This window comes from Lysinibacillus sp. FW301-JW8 (genome assembly GCF_058788755.1).
Map to the genome: position 1 here is coordinate 33505 of NZ_JBYTBB010000037.1, position 19836 is coordinate 53340.

The 19836-nt window shown below is 37.1% G+C and carries 17 protein-coding genes, 1 riboswitch and 1 other annotated feature; of the genes, 4 read left to right on the forward strand and 13 right to left on the reverse strand.

The genetic code is table 11. From position 1 onward, the window contains the following. The 10 genes from AC3WOM_RS15425 to hpaB form a co-directional block, all read right to left on the reverse strand. Entirely contained in the window at positions 1–603 is a 603-nt protein-coding gene (locus AC3WOM_RS15425) for a methionine ABC transporter permease (protein WP_427544338.1), read from the reverse strand. Beyond that, positions 596–1675 (reverse strand): methionine ABC transporter ATP-binding protein, encoded by a 1080-nt coding sequence (locus AC3WOM_RS15430; protein WP_492447476.1) that lies wholly within the window; start codon positions 1673–1675, stop codon positions 596–598. The genes AC3WOM_RS15425 and AC3WOM_RS15430 overlap by 8 nt, the downstream gene beginning before the upstream one ends. Positions 1676–1715: 40 nt before the next feature. Continuing rightward, a complete protein-coding gene (locus AC3WOM_RS15435) occupies positions 1716–2525 on the reverse strand; it encodes a MetQ/NlpA family ABC transporter substrate-binding protein (protein WP_427544299.1) in 810 nt (269 codons plus the stop codon). Between the two features lie 331 nt (positions 2526–2856). Then, positions 2857–3384, reverse strand: a complete 528-nt coding sequence (locus tag AC3WOM_RS15440; RefSeq protein WP_492447477.1) for a DUF1292 domain-containing protein — start codon at positions 3382–3384, stop codon at positions 2857–2859. 301 nt (positions 3385–3685) lie between these two features. Continuing rightward, the gene (locus tag AC3WOM_RS15445) at positions 3686–3994 is read right to left on the reverse strand and encodes a DUF1292 domain-containing protein (protein WP_427544308.1); all 309 of its coding nucleotides are present in this window, start codon (positions 3992–3994) and stop codon (positions 3686–3688) included. 19 nt (positions 3995–4013) lie between these two features. Continuing rightward, a complete protein-coding gene (gene ruvX / locus AC3WOM_RS15450; RefSeq protein WP_492447478.1) occupies positions 4014–4430 on the reverse strand; it encodes a Holliday junction resolvase RuvX in 417 nt (138 codons plus the stop codon). Between the two features lie 2 nt (positions 4431–4432). Continuing rightward, positions 4433–4699, reverse strand: coding sequence for an IreB family regulatory phosphoprotein (locus AC3WOM_RS15455; protein ID WP_004226839.1), 267 nt, complete (start codon positions 4697–4699; stop codon positions 4433–4435). A gap of 87 nt (positions 4700–4786) precedes the next feature. Beyond that, positions 4787–7447 (reverse strand): alanine--tRNA ligase, encoded by a 2661-nt coding sequence (gene alaS, locus AC3WOM_RS15460; RefSeq protein ID WP_492447479.1) that lies wholly within the window; start codon positions 7445–7447, stop codon positions 4787–4789. 78 nt (positions 7448–7525) lie between these two features. Continuing rightward, positions 7526–7739: a binding site (T-box leader), on the reverse strand. Positions 7740–7808: 69 nt separating this feature from the next. Continuing rightward, positions 7809–8774, reverse strand: a complete 966-nt coding sequence (locus tag AC3WOM_RS15465; RefSeq protein WP_492447480.1) for a magnesium transporter CorA family protein — start codon at positions 8772–8774, stop codon at positions 7809–7811. 243 nt (positions 8775–9017) lie between these two features. Continuing rightward, positions 9018–9185: riboswitch (M-box (ykoK) riboswitch) on the reverse strand. A gap of 60 nt (positions 9186–9245) precedes the next feature. Then, complete coding sequence (hpaB, locus tag AC3WOM_RS15470) at positions 9246–10685, reverse strand: 4-hydroxyphenylacetate 3-monooxygenase, oxygenase component (protein ID WP_492447481.1); 1440 nt, start codon at positions 10683–10685, stop codon at positions 9246–9248. A 341-nt stretch (positions 10686–11026) separates the two neighbouring features. On the opposite strand from hpaB, the gene AC3WOM_RS15475 reads away from it, so the two are divergent. After that, on the forward strand, positions 11027–11215 hold the full coding sequence (locus AC3WOM_RS15475; RefSeq protein ID WP_492447482.1) for a hypothetical protein: 189 nt from the start codon (positions 11027–11029) through the stop codon (positions 11213–11215). Positions 11216–11293: 78 nt separating this feature from the next. On the opposite strand, the gene AC3WOM_RS15480 is transcribed toward AC3WOM_RS15475, so the two are convergent. Further along, positions 11294–12991 (reverse strand): polysaccharide deacetylase family protein, encoded by a 1698-nt coding sequence (locus tag AC3WOM_RS15480; protein WP_492447483.1) that lies wholly within the window; start codon positions 12989–12991, stop codon positions 11294–11296. A 30-nt stretch (positions 12992–13021) separates the two neighbouring features. Continuing rightward, the gene (gene recD2, locus AC3WOM_RS15485; protein WP_492447484.1) at positions 13022–15445 is read right to left on the reverse strand and encodes an SF1B family DNA helicase RecD2; all 2424 of its coding nucleotides are present in this window, start codon (positions 15443–15445) and stop codon (positions 13022–13024) included. Positions 15446–15635: 190 nt separating this feature from the next. Here recD2 and hisA point away from each other — a divergent pair, with 190 nt between their 5' ends. From hisA to AC3WOM_RS15500, 3 genes are all read left to right on the forward strand, one after another. Beyond that, entirely contained in the window at positions 15636–16403 is a 768-nt protein-coding gene (hisA, locus tag AC3WOM_RS15490; RefSeq protein WP_492447485.1) for a phosphoribosylformimino-5-aminoimidazole carboxamide ribotide isomerase, read from the forward strand. Further along, positions 16400–16687, forward strand: coding sequence for a hypothetical protein (locus AC3WOM_RS15495; RefSeq protein ID WP_427549939.1), 288 nt, complete (start codon positions 16400–16402; stop codon positions 16685–16687). The genes hisA and AC3WOM_RS15495 overlap by 4 nt, the downstream gene beginning before the upstream one ends. Positions 16688–17076: 389 nt before the next feature. After that, on the forward strand, positions 17077–17805 hold the full coding sequence (locus AC3WOM_RS15500; protein WP_427549941.1) for a GTP pyrophosphokinase: 729 nt from the start codon (positions 17077–17079) through the stop codon (positions 17803–17805). A gap of 145 nt (positions 17806–17950) precedes the next feature. Here AC3WOM_RS15500 and AC3WOM_RS15505 read toward each other — a convergent pair whose 3' ends face one another. Continuing rightward, a complete protein-coding gene (locus AC3WOM_RS15505; RefSeq protein ID WP_492447486.1) occupies positions 17951–19393 on the reverse strand; it encodes an MDR family MFS transporter in 1443 nt (480 codons plus the stop codon). Positions 19394–19836: the final 443 nt, after the last annotated feature.

Genomic DNA, 19836 nt, shown 5'->3' on the forward strand with positions numbered 1-19836 from the left:
TTAAGAAACTCTGCGTATTTTTCGTTCAAGACTGTTGCCGATGCTTTGAATAATCTGTACAAGTACTACTAAAATAACCACTGTTACCAAAATCGTCGCATTATCAAAGCGTTGATAGCCGTAAGTAATGGCGACATCACCTAGGCCTCCGCCTCCAACAGCTCCTGCCATGGCCGTCGCACCAATAAGCCCTATTGTTGCAGTCGTGACACTTAGAATTAAAGATGGAAAAGCTTCAGGCAATAGAAACTTTCGTATAATTTGAAATGGGGAGGCTCCCATTGCTTTTGCTGCTTCAATAATGCCCTCATCCACCTCTAATAATGAATTTTCTATTAATCTTGATATATAAGGTCCAATATGCAAGACTAGCGGCACAATGGCAGCTGTCGTTCCAATTGCAGTTCCAACGAGTAATCGTGTAAATGGAATAATTGCAACAAGTAAAATAATGAACGGAATGGAGCGCAGTGTATTGACAATCGGATTGACAATCGAGAAGATTAATTTATTTTCAAGAATATGTCCCTTTCTCGTTACAACTAAGACCACTCCTAAAACGAAGCCTAAAATGGCACCAAAAAATAACGAAATGCTAACCATGTACAGCGTATCTAGAACCGCGTCGATAATGATTTGAGTGCTCACTTTCACGAGCAACAACCTCCTCTATTTGAATATTTTTAGCCTGAATAAATAGAAATGCTTTTTGTATTTCCTTATCAGAACCAACGAGCTCTACGATTAAATGACCGAATGGAATCCCTTGTAGCTCTGTGATATTGCCAAATAAAACATTGACATCTACAGCAAATTTCTTCGCTACCTGTGAGACAATTGGCTGACCAACATCTACTCCGATAAATTTTAAATTGTAAATTTTCTTAGAAGCATCTATACCTTTTAATTGCTCATAAACAGAAGACGGGATTTCATCACGAACAACCGATTGGACAAAGTTTTTGGTTGTCTCCTCTTTTGGTGTAGAAAAAATTTCAAGTACATTACCTGTCTCAATAATTCTTCCATTTTCCATGACAGCCACACGATTACAAATATCCCGAATAACCTCCATTTCATGAGTAATCATCAAAATCGTAATACCATATTCTATATTGACCTTCTTTAGTAACGCTAAAATCGATTTGGTCGTTTGTGGGTCGAGAGCAGAAGTTGCCTCATCACATAATAGGATAGTCGGTTTGGTAACGAGTGCCCTAGCGATGCCGACTCTTTGTTTTTGCCCGCCTGATAGCTCGTCAATATAGCGATCAGCTTTGTCCGTTAAGCCAACAAATGCTAATACCTCTTTCACTTGACCTTCCAAGTTCGATTTTTTTACACCACTTATGATTAAAGGCATTGCCACATTTTCAAATACAGTTTTAGAATGGAGGAGATTAAAATGTTGAAAAATCATGCCGATATTTTTCTTCTCATCTCGAAGCTGCCTTTTAGTAAGCGTAGTTAACTCTTTTCCATTTACAAGCACCCGCCCAGACGTTGGCTCCTCCAGTAAATTTACTGTTCGAATTAAAGTACTTTTACCAGCACCGCTAAAGCCGATAACACCAAAAATATCCCCCTTCTGAATCGTTAAATTGATATGATTTAGGGCCGTCACTGTTGATGTTCCTATCTGAAATTCTTTTGTTGTTTCAATAAATTCAATCATGCACGTTTACCTCCTTAGCATGTATGTTGTTTACAAAGCTTTAAAATGCGGGAACAACAGCACCTTTATACTGATCTTCAAAGAAAGAACGTGCCTTTTCACTTGTTAGCCACTTAACGACTGTCTGTATAGCTGGATCATCCTTTTTCTCCTTTGTCGAAGCTATAATATTGACATAAGGTGATTCAGAACCCTCTATAATCAGTGCATCCTTCATAGGGTTATAGCCCCCCTCTAAGGCATAATTCGTATTAATAGCAGATGCGTCTACATCATCTAATGAACGAACAAGTAATGGAGAATCCACACCGATAAATTGAATTTTTTTCTCATTTTTCGTAATATCTTCGACTGTATAATCACCTTTCTTCGCTTTATCTAATTCAATCAATCCATTATTTTGAAATAGTAGTAACGCACGAGAGAAATTAACAACATCATTTGGTACAGCTACCTTTGCATTTTGTGGCAAATCATTAATATCTTTTAGTTTTTTGGAATACACACCAAATGGCTCAATATGAATTCCTTTTACACTGACTAAATCCAAATGACTTTCTTTATTCGTCTGTTCTAAAAACGGAACATGTTGAAAATAATTAAAATCCAACTCACCATCTGCCGTTTGTTGGTTTGTTTGAACAGCATCTTTTATAATGGAAATATCTAGTTTCACTCCATCCTTTTCAATATCTTTTGCTAAATACTCCAATACTTCCGCATGAGGTACATTGGCAGCTCCTACCTTTAACGTTACAACCTCCTCTTTATCTTCCTCTCCTTTGCTTGTGCAGCCAGCCAACAAGCCTATTACCATTGCTCCTATTAACAATTTCCAACCTTTTCTCATACTATTACCTCCTTAATTAATCAACTTACTTGGTTTAATGTAAGACAAATCTTATCTATTTACTTCGAATTGGTCAATGCCTTATTTATTCTGTTTATTCAAAAATTCAGAAATTTAAATCTTAAAAAGCATAATTTCTCTCTTAAAATCACTTTATTCAATCGAAAGTACAAAAATTTTATTTGCAGATAGAATACTTTTAGAGCATTGATAGAAAATTTCTATTAAATCAATTTTGCCTCGGCATAATTGATTCCAGAATCGGCTTTGTTCTGCTGAAAGTAGTTAAAAAATAAAAAAACTCTGAGTGGCTCACAACCACCCAGAGATTTTACAATTCGTTCAATACATCTTCAACAAATGCCCATTCTTCATCACTTTCAATTGGTAATAATTCTTCTATAGAACCGTCTTTGTCCGATAGGTATTGAGCCGCAAAAATATCTCGTTCCTCAATAGGTTCGTCTGTTGCAGGTACATATAAAACATAGGATTTTCCAAATTGTTCGGATGAAAATTTATGAATGACCTCACAGACTTGATCCGTTCCATCCTCATCTGTAACTGTGATTAACTGTGGCTCCTCTTCAAATTCATCAAGAAGCGTTAGCACAACCTCATTAATCATTTCCCATTCTTCTTCAGTTACAACAGGCATTAAATTGGTCATTTCTCCGTTATTATCATCGTACTCAAATGTCATAGCAGAAATATCTCCTGGAATTTCATTACCTGCTTCGTCAATTAATGAAAAGAGTACATATGATTTTTCCTCTGCATCAAAGGTAAAGACAACCCTGCATTTTTGTTCCTTGCCATTCTCACCTATAATCATAAATTCTTGTATTTCTTCATTCATTCAAATTCCTCCTTCATGGTCATTATGTTTAAAGTTAAAGGTACATTTGAGGATTAGGGTCATTGTTTTGTGTGGTGCAGTTAGTCTTAAATTGAGTGGGATTGGCGTCTTTTGATCACTTTCAGATCACTATTGAGCGGCTTCCACTTTATTTGCTGACTTTCAAATTCGAATTGAGCGGCTCCCCACAATTTTCGATGACTGTCACTCCATAATTAAGCAAACTTCTATATGTCCCGCCAATAAAAAAGGAACAAGGGCTGCAAGTTGCGATCCTTGTTCCAAGCTTTAAGAAAGAAGATTAGTCTTCGTATTCATCCTCTAAAGCGTTTAATACATTCTCTACCATATCCCACTCTGCTTCTGTTTCGATTGGTGTTAACTCGCCATCTTCACCATTTTCAGAAGGAACGAATGAAGAAACGAATATTTCTACAGAACCGTCCTCATCTTCTTCTGCTCCTACCATTGAATAAAATACGTAGGATTTGCCAAATTCAGGCGATTCATGAATGTGAATCACTTCACAAAGCTGTTCATTTCCGTTCTCATCAATCACTGTAATGTGTTGTACGTGTAATTCTTCTTCATGGTTGTGCTCGTGTGCCATGTGCTTGTCACCTCATCAATTAATTTTTGCTATCCAAATAGCCTTGTAAAATCATCACAGCAGCCATTTTATCAATGACCTGCTTCCGTTTTTTGCGACTTACATCTGCATCAATTAGCATACGCTCAGCAGCCATTGTCGTTAAACGTTCATCCCAAAGCTTTGCTGGCAGTGAAAAGGTCTCCTCTAAAAGCTTTTTATAGTTTTTAGATGCCTCTCCACGTGGTCCCACCGTATTATTCATGTTTTTCGGAAAACCTACAACGAATTCCGTTATAGCATATTCCTTTACTAGCTCGGCTATTCGTTCAATACCAAATTCACCGTTTGCTTCATCAATTTTTACGGTTTCAATACCTTGAGCCGTCCACCCTAACGCATCGCTTATTGCAACGCCCACGGTTTTTGACCCAACGTCTAATCCCATAATTCTCATTTCTAGTCCTCGTTATTCTTTTTAATATAAAATTTAACAAGCTCTTCTAGAATTTCATCACGCTCAAGCTTGCGAATTAAATTACGAGCATCCTGATGGCGAGGAATATACGCCGGATCACCAGAAAGTAAATAACCGACAATCTGATTGATAGGATTATATCCCTTTTCCTCTAATGAAGAATGAACTTTCAACATTACCTGCTTGACTTCCTGTTCCATTGATTCTTCTGGAAAATTAAATTTCATTGTTTGATCAAATGAACTCATGACCAGCACCTCGCTTTCAGAAATAAGGAGATGTGCAAAAAAGCTCATCTCCAATTTCTCTTTATTATAACCGATTTGGCGTATTAATTAAATGGATTTAACATAATCATACACAGAAAGTAGTGCTTCTTCAAGTTTTGTTGTATCTTTTGCACCTGCCATCGCCATATCTGGACGACCGCCGCCTTTACCACCACATGCCTCGGCTACCATTTTTACGATATTTCCTGCATGATAGCTGCCGCCCACTAAATCTTTTGTGACACCAGCACAAAGCATTACTTTCTCGCCATCAACAGCTCCTAAAACAACAACTGCTTTATTCATTTTCACTTTTAAATCATCCATCATTTGACGCAATTGATTATTGTCTTTCGCTTCTACTCTAGTAGATAAGACTGTTACATCTCCAATTGTTTGAGCTGCGTCTACAATTGCCCCTGCCTGTGCATTCGCAATTTTTTGTGATAATGCTTCATTATCACGTTGTAATTCTTTATAGTCTGCTTGAAGTGCCTGTACTTTTGTCACAATATCTTTCGGATTTGCTTTTAATAAGGCTGCAGCATCGTTTAATAAAGCTTCCTCTTCTTTAACTGCTTCATAAGCCACTTTTCCTGTGACAGCCTCAATACGGCGAGTACCTGCACCGATTCCACCCTCTGAAACAATTTTGAAGAAACCTATTTCAGAAGAACGTTTCACATGAATACCACCACAAAGCTCAATAGAATAATCACCAATTGAAACTACACGCACAATATCGCCATATTTCTCACCGAATAATGCCATAGCCCCCATTGCCTTCGCTTCATCGATGCCTTTTTCTTCAATCACGACCTCTATATCATCCCACACTTTTTCATTTACAATACGTTCAATTTGCTGTAATTCCTCTTTTGTCACTTGACCGAAGTGAGAGAAGTCAAAGCGTAAGCGATCAGGACCTACATATGAACCAGCTTGGTTAACATGATTGCCCAGCACATCTTTTAATGCACGTTGCATAATATGTGTAGCTGTATGATTTTTAATTATTAAATTACGATCATCACGATTAACAACTGCTTGCACAGTATCTTCTACATGCATTTCACCAGATTCAACTACCACTGTATGGAGTGGCTGACCATTCGGTGCTTTTTGGACATCTTTGACAACAGCAGTAAAGCTATCATTTGAAATAATACCGTTATCCGCAATTTGTCCACCCATTTCAGCATAAAATGGTGTTTTTGCTAAAATAACTAACGCTTCTTGACCTTCAGAGGCAACCTTTGCTTCTTGTCCATTAACAATCATCGCTGCAATTTTTGTGTCTGCTGTTAATGTATCATGACCTACAAATTCGCTGGCAACTGTTAAATTTGCAAGAACCTCATTTTGTACTTGCATGGAATCTACATCTTGACGAGCTGCACGAGCACGCTCACGCTGCTTTTCCATTGACGCCTCGAAGCCTTCATGGTCTACCTTCATACCCACTTCTTCTGCATACTCTTCTGTTAATTCGATTGGGAAACCGTAAGTATCATATAAACGGAAGGCATCTGCACCTGGAATATAATCATGTCCTGCTGCTTTTTGTGATTCAACGACTTCATTAAAGATAGCTAAACCACCGTCTAATGTTTCATGGAAGCGAATTTCTTCATTTTTAATTACACGTTGGATAAATTCACTTTTTTCCGTTACCTCTGGATAGAAATCCTCCATAATTTTGCCTACAGTTGGTACTAATTCAAACATAAATGGTTTTTCAATACCAATTTGTTTTGCATAACGAACAGCACGACGTAATAAACGACGTAATACATAACCACGACCTTCATTTGAAGGAAGTGCACCATCACCAATTGCAAACGCTACTGTACGAATATGGTCAGCAATTACTTTAAATGGTGTATTAATATCCTCTTCAGAACCGAAGATTTCATTTAAATCTACTTCACCAGGGCGCTTATACTTACGGTTAGCAAATTCCTCGATTTTTTCAATAATAGGCATGAATAAATCAGTATCAAAGTTAGTTGGAACATTTTGCACAACCGATACAATACGCTCAAGTCCCATACCTGTATCAATATTTTGCTTTGGCAGTGGCGTATACGTACCATCTGGATTATGGTTGAATTGTGAGAACACTAAGTTCCAAATTTCAAGGTATCGTTCGTTTTCTCCACCTGGATACATTTCTGGATCACTATCATTAGAGCCATATTCTTCTCCACGGTCATAAAAAATTTCCGAGTTTGGACCAGAAGGACCTTCTCCAATATCCCAGAAGTTCCCCTCTAATCGGATTAAACGATCTTCAGGTATACCAATTTCGTTATGCCAAACATCATAGGCTTCTTGATCTTCTGGATGTAATGTAATAGATAATAGTGCTGGATCAAAGCCCATCCATTTTTTATCCGTTAAGAACTCCCAAGCATAATGAATCGCTTCTTTTTTGAAGTAATCTCCAATAGAGAAGTTTCCAAGCATTTCAAAAAACGTATGGTGACGCGCTGTTTTACCAACGTTTTCAATGTCATTAGTACGAATCGATTTTTGGGCATTTGTGATACGTGGATTATCTGGAATGACACGACCATCGAAATATGGTTTAAGAGTGGCAACACCGGAGTTAATCCAAAGTAATGATGGGTCATTAATTGGTACTAGCGGTGCTGATGGCTCATGATGATGACCTTTCTCTTTAAAGAATTCCAAATACATACGGCGAATATCTGCTGCTTTCATAGGATAAATTCCTCCTTATTAATTTTGTAAAGTTCACGATATGAATCCGCAAATAAGCATAAAAAAGCCCTCATCCCAATAAGGGACGAGGACTTGTTATAGTTGTCTCGCGGTACCACCCTAGTTGTAAGTAGAAAATACTTACCTCTTTAGCACTTGTAACGTAAGTGAACGGCAGAGATTAACTGCACTCTGGAGTAGCTTTCGGTATCTGCAATGCGAGGATTTTTTCAGCCAAGAAATCCCTTTCTTAACACCCACAAATACGTACTTGTTCCATCATCGTTTTTACTATTTTCTATCGAGCATTATAAAAAAAATATTTTGTTCTGTCAATTGGCACTAGTATGGCTAATCATCATTAAGCAATCATTTTTTTGAAGTATGCCCACATTCCCCAAGTAAATACGACTAAAAACACACTAATTGTAATCGTTGTAATTGGTGAATCCGGATATGGTAGTGGAACATTCATGCCAAAAAAGCTTGTAATGACAGATAGTGGCAACATAATTGTTGATATTACTGTAAGTAGATTAAGCTTCTCAATTGATTTTCCACTGATAATCGAAAAATAGGTATCTAAGGTACTGTTTACTAAATCTCTGTAAGTTTCCGTCGATTCAACAATTCGTTCAAGGTGGTCATTTAAATCTTTATAGAATGGAATATTTTCCTCACGAATTTCAAATTTCCACTGACCATTACTATTTGAAAAAATTCTTTTTTGTGGCATTATTGCCTGTCGAATAAATATAATAGTTCTCTTGAGAGCAAGAAATTCCTCTGTAACTATTTTCGGCTGATAATCATATATTTCCTCTTCAAGCTCATCTATGCGTGCTCTTATTCGTTCTAAGACTGGGAAATATTCATCAGTAATGCCATCGATAATTGTATGCAAAAGAAAATCGGTGCCTCTATCTAAATACTTCGTACTGTTTAAGCAAATATTTTCGATGTGACCTAGCCATTTAAGCTTTTGTTTATGAACCGTTACAACATAATTAGGACCCATAAAAATATTTAATTCAACTGTAGTTATTTCATTGCTGCTTTTTTCATTATAAATAGGAGCATGGAAAACAAAGAATTTATAATCACCGTAATTATCCATTTTAGGGCGAGAACCTTCGTTTAAGCAATCCTCTACAGCTAATGGATGGAAGCCAAAAATTTCTGCGATATCATTTAATTCATTGTAGCTATATGCATATAAATCAACCCATAATAAATCCTCAGCATGGAGACCAAGTTTAAATTCTTTCAAATTAAAATCATGATGTACTATGTTGTTTTCTTTTTTAAAATAATGGATTTTAATCATTGTTTTTCACCTCATGTTTTATTATTTAAGGAGAACAAACAGGCGTCACCTATTGTTGTTTCGGCGATAAGAAATCGACGATCCTTAATTGTTTATTTTTACTTTGTATTTGCTTACTCGGCTCAGGACTACTATCCATTTCTCATCACCTTCCTTAAATAACAAAAACACGCCTTCGATGAATGAAGGCGTGTTGAATACACATATCAAAAAAACAGCACAGTAAAGTACAGTACTTTGCTTTCTTACCTTCAAACGTTGAGTTTTAGCACTATGCGGCATAGGAAATTCACTCCAGCTACGTTAAAAAACACCTTATTTCGATGATTTCTGTTGACCCATTGGCGTCTCTCGACATTTTTGGGTAGTAGCGTATCTCCAGCATAGGAGCCTCACCTAACGAAGGGATCGTTATTTTTTTATTCCTGTAAATCATAATGCATTATGAAACAACTGTCAAACTGAAAAGTTTTAGGAACAACCATCTTTTAAAAAGTTTTCCACCCTTTCAATGTATTGTTCTCGATTATAGCTTTGATAAAGGACAGATGCTAAGCGTACAGGGTCACCAAAGAAGTAGCGCTCATAAAGTGTTTGCCTTGTGCCAAAGCTGCTCATTGTTAAATCCCAAGCTAAACGGAATTTTTTAACCCGCTCTTTACCGCCATCTTTAAATGACTGTAAATAATGTTCTAAGTCTCCATTATCCGTCAGAAATGCTTTTTCACTTGGAATGGACATTAATCCACTCGCACCAAGTATTTGAATGATTTCTGTAAAAGTCGGGTACACTTTTGGAAAAACATGAATTGCAACTTGTAATGTTGGATGATCTGGTCTGATAAAGCCAAAAGCATCCCTTGCTGCCTCAATTTCTGACTTCAACAATAAAGCCTTCATTGTCTCTAACGCCACAATAATATCTACAACCTTTTGCTGCACATGCTGATAGGTTCCGATATTTATCGTATCTACAATAGATTGCACAACGCCCAAAATAAATTCTGTTTTAGCTATTTGGCGCGAAAGCACCTGATGTAAGCCATAGGACTGGAAGCCACTGATGTTCATAAAGGTATTGGCAACTTCTATATTTTCATAATAAAAGACACGCTCCCATGGCACAACCACATCATCAAAAACAACAATTGCATCCATTTCCTCAAAGCGACAACTTAATGGATAATCAAAAGTCGATTCACCACCAACAAATGACTGTCTACATAAAAATTTCAGGCCTTTTGTATTACTAGGAATCGAAAATCCAAAGCCTTTTCCCCCGTCATAACCATTTGTTGATATAACAAGGAGTTCATCGGTAATTCCTCCCTGTGTGGCAAGTAATCTTGCCCCTTTAATAACTAATCCTTCACTTGTTTTGGCAACAATTTTAGCGGCTATAGTAACTTCTTCATCCTCAAAATAAAACTTCTGCCGATTAACTTGTGGCTCTATAAAGGTATGGGTCATCGTTAAATCATTTTCGCGAGCATGCTCATAAAATTTCAGTAAATGCTCTGGGAAACAATTTGGTTTATCTTTTAAATAATCAGCAGCTGATGCTAGTGCCATTAATGTTGTATTCATATAATCTGGACTTCTTCCCATAAGACCATGGGTGGATAGTGCCCATTCTCTTGCGGCAAGACGTCTTTTTACAAGATCCTCACCTGTCAATGCCTGTAGAAAAGACATCCCTACACGATGATCACTAGTCGGTGATGCATAGGTCATCTTGTCAAGCAATGCCTGCTCATTTTGTAAATCAAAGAGTCTTGCCTGACTCTGCATAACTCCCTTAAATGCTGGATGCTCCGACACCTTCCCTGTTACAACTTCACCATCAATGGAAATATACGATTGCAACGCATCAATACGTTCAATATATTGCTGTCCTGTAATTACTGGCATGCAGTCACCCCTAAATATTCCAAATGTTTTATACTCATTTAGTATATGAGATTTCCCAGTTTTAGGTTCCATGGTAGCCAACTGTATTACATCAACTTATGAATCCAAGAAAACTGTACCACTTTATTAATACAAAGGAAATTTGCTTATATTGCTGATTTTTCAGTTACTTTAGATAAAAGCGATTACAATAAGCGGTTTTTTAACATGTTCAATTTTACGTCACATTCATGAAAAAGTCTGTTTTAACTAGTACAGAGTTGCTAGATTTTTACTTCATGCAGGTGTAAGATAACCTCGTAAACAAAACAAAAACATCTTTTTTCAAAGGAGAATTATAGATGAATCATAAAATCATTGCATATGTCGAAGAATTAGAAGCTGCCTTAATGAATCGAATAGAGGATCATAACGAAGAAAATCTTTTATTTTCTATTGCTTCCAATTTAATTGCTCAAGACAAGGCTCAATATAATAATGTTTGCCAGGCATATGAAGTTGTCAAACATCACATTGTAGGCATTCACTAATCACCTTTGAAAGTACAGAGAAAAGCGCGAGCAATCAATGCTCGCGCTTTTTAGGTTTTTATGATTGGACAAGTGCTTTTATTTAGCGTACGGCAGAACCATTTTTTGGAACTGTTCAAAGGTAGTTTTCTGATCACTATATAGTCGTTTAATTTGATACACATCATCATATGGCTTATTATAGCCAGGCTGCGTTGAAAACGCCATGTCAAAACCGGCTTCTTTTACTGCATAAATTGTATTCGATGTATATTGTCCAAATGGATATGCAAATGCTTTTGCTTCAGGGATAAACGTTAAGCTCTGTTTTAAATCCTGCACTACTTCATGGTATGGAATTAGTAGCATCTTACCTTTATTTCCTATTAGATCATGTAAGTTGTAAGTATGTGACCCATAGGAAAAGACATCTTGCATATTTTCAACATCCTGACGTGAAAGTGCCTGCAAGTCGTCATAATTAAACATTTGCTCAGCTGATGAACTTTCATTACGTGATGTAATTAAAAACTGAGTAGCTTTAAAGCCATTCTTTTGAAGGACAGAATATGCATATTCACGTGTCGATAGTAAGCCATCATCAAAAGTTAGTACAATGGAATAAGCGGGTAATGTAATTTCATTACGCATAAAACGCAATAATTCATCCGTTGTAATCGTTTCGTAGCTTTTAGTTTTTAAATACTGCATTTCCTTTGTAAATTGTACATCTGTCATTGTTGTACTGACATATTTAAAGCGACCAAGCTCATGCTCCTTTAAAAAATGATGATACATCATAACAGGAACACCGCGATCCAGCGCCACTTTCGAGCTATGGATATACCCCTCACGGCCTCCAAGAACTGTTACATACCAGCTGCCCTCTTTTCGTAAAATCGGGTAACGGCGATTCGTATCTAACTTTGCAAAGGGATATAATGCTTTATTGGTACAGTCATAAATTTCACTGTTTGCAGAAATCGGGATGAAATACTCATTTTTTACAGTATGATCCTTCCCAGTATTCTTATAAGAAGGAGTATTCATTAATTTAATTTTATCTTTTTCTGCATAAAGATAAGTTTGCCCCCATCGAACCTTTACATATGTTTCGTCTGATGCATCGACAACCTCAAGTTGTTGCCCCTTCATTAATATTGCAATAGTCATTGGCTTGTCTCGACGCAGGTCATAAAGGGTGACATTTTCTAATGCCTCCATATAACCATTTTGCTTACTAGGAGGAGTTGGGGTAGGAGTAGGCTTTTCAACGGGTTTTGCGTTATTTGGATTTGTAGTATCTTGTCCTTTTTCTTCTTCAACAAAATTACTATGTACAAATCCTAATCGGCCATTCACCGCAATGCCATACCAATCCCCCATTTTACTATAAATAGGGAAACGAACTCCCTCTGATAGGGTTGCAAATTGCACAAGCTTATTACCAGTATTATCAAAAATTGGTGCAACACGCGTTGGAACAAGATAATTTTTTATCGATGCCAGTGTTGGGACTTTGTTTTTATAGGTTGTTGCTGGTACTACTGTTGTATAACGCTTATCAACATACCCGTAATAACCTCCCCAACGTATTTGCCACCAGTTAGCCCCGTAATCTTTTGTTACTTCAAAGGTTTGCCCTGCTGATAATGTGCCCACCTGCTCAAGTGAGCCTGAACGATTATCAAAGACAGTTGCTTCTTCATTCACTTGGAAGATCATATTATTTGCATATACTTTTCCTACAAAAGGTAGGATCATCATGAATAGAAGCAATAATACTATGCGTTTCACTTTCTTCACCTCAAAATATTTTAATCCTCTTTAGTCATCTAAAAAATCGTACGGTGAAACACCATCCATCCCTATCATAGGATGGATAAACGGTTCTGTTTCAACCGTTAACCTTACATCTCTTATCTGCTGCTTATCTATTCCCACCGATACTGCTTCTATTTCAACCACTTCCACTGCTATATCCATAGGATTAAGTCTTGCACGTAAAGAAGTAAAGCGCTGTAGGTCATCTGTACGCTGTAAGCCGTCAGCGAGCACTTCTGGCTCACCACATAAAATCAGAAAATTTTTCGCACGGGTTATACCAGTATATAGCAGATTACGACGCAGCATTTTAGAGTAGCCTCGAACTACTGGCATAATTACGGTCTGAAATTCCGAACCTTGTGATTTATGAATGGAGCAGCAATAGGCGAGCGTCAATTGATTGAGATCACTGCGCTGATAGGTTACTTCTATGCCGTCAAATGAAACGACAAGTAAATCCTGTTTCTCAATAGTTTCCTTTGCCTTGATAATACTGATGACTTCACCCATATCTCCATTAAAAACATTGCTTTCAGGCTGATTGACAAGCTGTAATACTTTATCCTTTATGCGATATGTTACATCACCAAAAACAAGCTCTTTTCTTGTACCAGTATCGTTTGGATTTATTAGCTCTTGTATCATTTTATTCAAGTTATCAATGCCTGCAGGTCCCTTGTACATTGGTGCTAACACTTGAATATTGCGAATTTCTTGTCCTTTCGCCACAGCACTCTTTACAACCTGTGTAACAACACTTGCTACTTGATCTGAGGAGGCTTTAATAAAGGAGCGGTCAGATGTCTTTACCGTTAATTCTTTTGGAATTGTACCGCGTTTAATTTGATGAGCCAGTTCAATAATTGTTGAGCCCTCAGCCTGTCTATACACCTCGGTTAATTCAACAGTAGGAATTTGCTGTGAGGCTAGTAAGTCCTTTAACACCTGTCCAGGTCCTACTGGTGGGAGCTGATCCTGATCACCCACAAATACAACCTGCACATCCTCATGTAGAGCTTTCAATAATTGATGAGCAAGCCAAGTATCCACCATGGACATTTCATCTACAATGATGAGCTTTCCTGTAACCTCACGCTCTGTTTCTTCTTCCTTTTCTTGCCCAGTAAATCCTAATAATCGATGAATGGTCATTGCAGGAAGCTCTGTTGATTCCGATAAACGCTTAGCAGCACGACCAGTAGGTGCACATAAAATGATGGGAAAGGGTTCTTCCTTTTGCGCATATTCCTTTGGGTTTAGTGATAAACCATGGAGCTTTGCATATACTTCCACGACACCTCGAACAACCGTTGTTTTACCAGTACCTGGTCCACCCGTTAAAATCATCACAGCCGAATTTAAGGCCTGTTCGATAGCATTCGCCTGTGTTTCGGCATAGGTCACATGAAGTAAGTCCTCTGTTTCTCCAATCGCTTTACGAATTTCGTCCCTACTAAAATGCTCAGCTTTCTTATTGCGCTCAATTAATGCCACTATTTTGGAGGCGATTCCTACTTCTGAAAAATAGAGGGATGGTAAATACAGCCTCGTTTCTTCCCCACAAATTTTACTTTCCTCACGCAATTCAATACAGGACTTTGATATTGTCTCAAATGGTATATCCTCTCGTTGGCTTTGCTCTAGCATATCTTTTACTAAGGGCAAAACTTGCTCAGCATCTAAAAATACATGCCCCTCTGATAAAGCTGCTGTATTTAGAATATGTAAAATAGCGGCCTTAATACGGTCTGGATGATTGCCAGTAATCCCTAATTTTGCACCTAATTCATCTGCACGAAAGAATCCCACACCTTCAACATCTTCAATTAAACGATATGGATTTTCTGTTAGAAGCTCGATGGCATCAGTGCGATATGTTTGATAAATCTTCATACCGAGCTGAGGTCCAAAACCCCATTCATTCAACTGTATCATTACTCGTTCAAGACCCAGATTTTGTTCGATCGTACGGTGGATAACCTCTTTTTTTTCAGCTGATAGACGAGGGACAATATCAAGTACATTTGGGTCCTCTAAAATTAGACGTAGAGCATTGGCTCCAAGTTTCTCTACAATCGTTTCAGCCGTTTTTTTTCCAATTCCAACAAATAAATCACTCGATAGGTAGTGAATAATTCCTTGCTCTGTTGCTGGTACTTCTTTTGTAAACGTCTCAATTTGAAATTGTACACCATATTTTGGATGCTGTCTCAATAAACCTGTAAAACGATATTGTTCATCCATTTGTAATGGTGGAAAATAGCCAACAACAATTATTTCCTTATCTTCATATTGTAAATTGGTTTCTTGAATTTTTACACGAACAATCGAATACATATTTTGAGCATTATGAAAGATAGAGACGATTGGACGTCCGAGTATAAAAAATTTATTTAGTTCAAATAAATCAAGATTCTCAGCCATTGTCGATTCGTCCTTTCATGTGCGTTTCAATCTTTTTATTTTACCACAATATAATGTTTATAATCGTTTAAAAAGAGAATTCGCTCAATTCTTTTAACATTATTTTGACAATTGATATTTCACATCTTTTATCAATCTTTCCATGCTATGATAGAGATGAATTTTGTTGCACGGAAGGATTGTGAAGCTATTGGAATTTAGACCTTGCATCGATTTACACGATGGCAAAGTAAAACAAATTGTGGGTAGCACATTAGGACATGAAAATCAAAAAGTCATTGAAAATTTTATTTCCAATCATGACTCTAGTTATTATGCAAAAATGTTTGCTCAAGATCAATTAACAGGTGGGCACGTTATAATGCTCGGTGAAGGAAATGAAGAGGCTGCATTAACAGCACTTGCAGCTTATCCTCATGGTCTACAAATAGGTGGTGGAATCACCTCAAAGAATGCCAAAAAGTATATTGATGCTGGCGCTTCGCATGTGATTGTGACTTCTTTTATTTTTCATGATGGCAAGCTTGATATGGATAGACTGATGGAACTCGTACAGAAAATTGGCAAACAGCATTTAGTCATTGATTTAAGCTGTCGAATGCGCAATGATAAATGGTATGTCGTTACTGATAAATGGACAAAATTTAGTGATTTCGAGGTCAATGCTGCGTCCATCCCTTATATTGAAAATTTCTGTGATGAGCTGCTCATTCATGCGGTTGATGTGGAAGGAAAAAAAGGTGGTATGCAGGAAAGCTTAGTACGTGATCTAGCAGCATGGACTACTATCCCAACAACATATGCTGGAGGGATCCGTTCTATTGAGGACTTAGAGAAATTCAAGAAGTTAGCGAATGGTAAACTTCACGTGACAATTGGAAGTGCCCTTTCAATTTTCGGTGGAGATTTATCGTATTCAGATGTAGTGAACTATTGTAAAAAAGGCGGGGTATTGTGAAGTTAATTTATAAAGATATTATTTTCCCTTTTCAAGAAACAAATTTAGAGCGTATTATAGACGGCAAGTACTTTAAGGTTAATACTAAGGATAATTCACGTTCCTTGCATGTACAGCTAGATAATGAGCAAATGCTATTAGAGTTTTCCAAATCATTAAAAGCAACATGCGGCTTCCTGCGCGACCAAGAAACAGAGCCTTATATTGGGACATATATCGATTTACAAGTATTTGTAGACGAGTTCAATAAGCGTTATAACTTACATGCTGAAATTATTAGTTAAAACAAAGGGACAACTAGCTCCCCTTTGTTTTAACTCCTCATCCCTTCTCCTCTATTCCTTTCCAGTATTTCTGAAACCTTTTATTTGTCATATGAGTTCTTTATTGTATAGCATGAAGTATAGAGAGTTCACATGAGTAAATTTTTTAATAAAAATACCCAATCTTAACTTTTCCCGTTCTTCTAGTAAGAATGCTCACCATAATCTCTTACTATGGTATAGGCTTAAGCATTTGGATACAAAATATATTCATCTGGATATTGGCATTAGTTTTTTTTGCTATGGTTATCAAAATAATACCAATACATAAGAACCCTCTTTTTTCACGTATACAGGAGTATTTACTTATGATGGTATGTCCTCCTAAAACAAGAAAGGACTTATAAAATATGAAAACAGAACTTGAAGTAAACTCTTTAAAATCATTTCAAACGGAATTAACACGCTTCTTTTTAGCCTATAAATTTGCCCTACAAGAAGTGGAGACGAAAATAAATATCTTACAAGAAGAATTTAAGTTGATTCATGAATATAACCCAATTGAGCATATTTCCACACGTGTAAAATCGCCTAAAAGTATTTTAGGAAAGATGATGAAAAAAGAACTTCTCCCATCAATGGAAGCCGTTCGTGAAAACATTCGTGATATAGCAGGGGCTCGCATCACCTGTTCATTTGTGGAGGATATTTATAAGGTAAGTGCCATGCTACAGGCACAGCATGATATTGAGGTTGTAGAGGTTAAAGATTATATTGCTGAGCCAAAAGAAAATGGTTATCAAAGCCTACACCTCATTATTAAAATCCCTATTTTTATGTCAGATCATATGGAGAAGGTTTATACAGAAATTCAAATCCGAACAATAGCGATGGATTTTTGGGCAAGCCTAGAACACAAAATTTATTATAAGTATAACAAAGAAGTACCCGAACGTATTCGTGTTGAACTAAAGGAAGCTGCACTACAAGCAGCTGAATTAGATCGAAAAATGGAGCGACTGAATAAAGAGATCAATATTTTAAAAGAAAATGAAGCAGAGCCTTCATTGTTAGATAATACATCTATATCACATTTAGCTAAATACTTAACACAGCTGCCTAGCAATAAAAAATATTGATAATGCTACCAATGATTTTTTAATAGAACAAAAAAACCACCTAGCATTCTGGGAGAAAAGCAAAAGACCCTATAGGTCCAATATGCCTTCTCACAGAAAGTGAAGTGGATTTTTACTGTTTCAAGATTACGAACCTTTTAGCATCTTACGCCTGCTGTTTAGATTTAGTTGCTATAAAGAAGGAGAAAATAAGGGCCAAAATGGCAAAAATAAAGGCAGCTATATATACATGGCTTACACCATTCGCAATGGTTTCCTTTAAAAAGCTTACTTCATCTATGCTAAAGCCACCTTTTGCAAATTCACCATTTAATTGAATTTCACCTTTTCCTAAGGAAGCCATTTTTTCACTCGTTGCAAGGTTAAAAATCATGCCAAATAGTGCTGCACCAACCGCTTGACTAAAGGTATTCGTAAAGGAGTTCAGACCAATTGATATACCGAGCTGTTTCGGATCTGCCACCTTTTGAATGGAAATCATCAACATTGGCATGATAAAGCCCATCCCTAGTCCGATTAATGATGAAGCGAAATAAGCACTGAAATCATTAGAATCTGAAGATAGTCTAGCAAGCAATAGCGTCCCCGTAACCAGTAAAATCGTACCCATTTGAATAATTCGTTTATTCGTTAAACGTCCGATTAAATAACCTGCCATAATAGAGTTCACTGTCCAGAAAATAGACATCGGTGTTAATAATAAGCCTGCCTGTGTTGCATTTTTACCAAGAACACTTTGTGCAAATATCGGAATATAGACTGTCACACCAATCACAATAGACATTCCGCTTAATGTTAAGGCATTAATCACCATTAAGCGACCATTTTTAAACAGCGTTAACGGAATGATCGGCTCTTCTGCTCGTAGCTCCACCCATATAAAAATTCCTAAAAGTACAACTGCGACTCCATACATAAGAAGCGATTGGCTCGATAACCAAGCCTGGGTTTTACTGTTTTCGATAATAACATATAACAGCGAAACCATTCCAATTGTAAATAACACAGCGCCTAAGTAGTCAATTTTACGTTTCACTGTCTCTAAATGTTCTTGATAATGTTTGACAATTAAATAAATGGAGGCTAAGCCAAATGGTACATTAATGAAGAATATAAAATGCCATGACACTTGGTCAACAATAAATCCTCCAAATAATGGACCAACCACGCCAGATACGCCCCATACCATGCTTAAATAGCTTTGTCCTTTAGCACGCGCTTTTTCGGTCTTAAACAGCTCGCCGACCATCGTTAATGTAATTGGTAAAATCGAACCTGCGCCAATACCTTGGACCGCGCGAAAGACAATTAATTGCTCCATCGATTGTGCTAAACCACATAACATGGAACCTAATAAAAAAATAATGATACCTGAAATAATCATCCGTTTACGTCCAAATAAATCGGCTAACTTTCCAAAAATAATCGCAGCAATGGCAGAAGCTAATAAATAAGCCGAATAAATCCAGCTTATTAAGTCCACACCTAATAGATCAGCTGTAATGCTTGGAATAGCAGTACTAACAATCGTCCCTTCAATTGCAGCAAGTGCTGTTACAAGTAGTAGTGCAATAAATACTTTATTCATCTTGTCACCTTTTCCTTTCCTGCATGACATACATTACCAAGTTTGAGCTGATAATAAAAGAAGAAAGGATTCATTTTATAAAAAAATAATAGTTCATCACTTTAATTTTCTTCAATCTCTCTATTCGGATTATTACTAAATCAATTGCGTCCGAATGTTTTTCGAGCTCGCTCAAAAAGCCCCTCCTCAATATTCGTGACATCCGCCACAGGCTTTATATTCAGTGGGCGTACAAATGCCCACTGAATCAAGATAAAAAAGCAGCAAGTTCATGAAATGACACTTGCTACTCATGTTGTTGAAATACTATTATGTCAATGAAATCAAGGTGACAAATTAAAAAGTAAAGCCCCTTTTTCAAAACGAGGGTTGATCTCCGTTCCGACTGAGTGCTTTCCTGGGGGCGTCCGATGAGCCGCTTCACTCGCGTTGCTCGCTCCAGG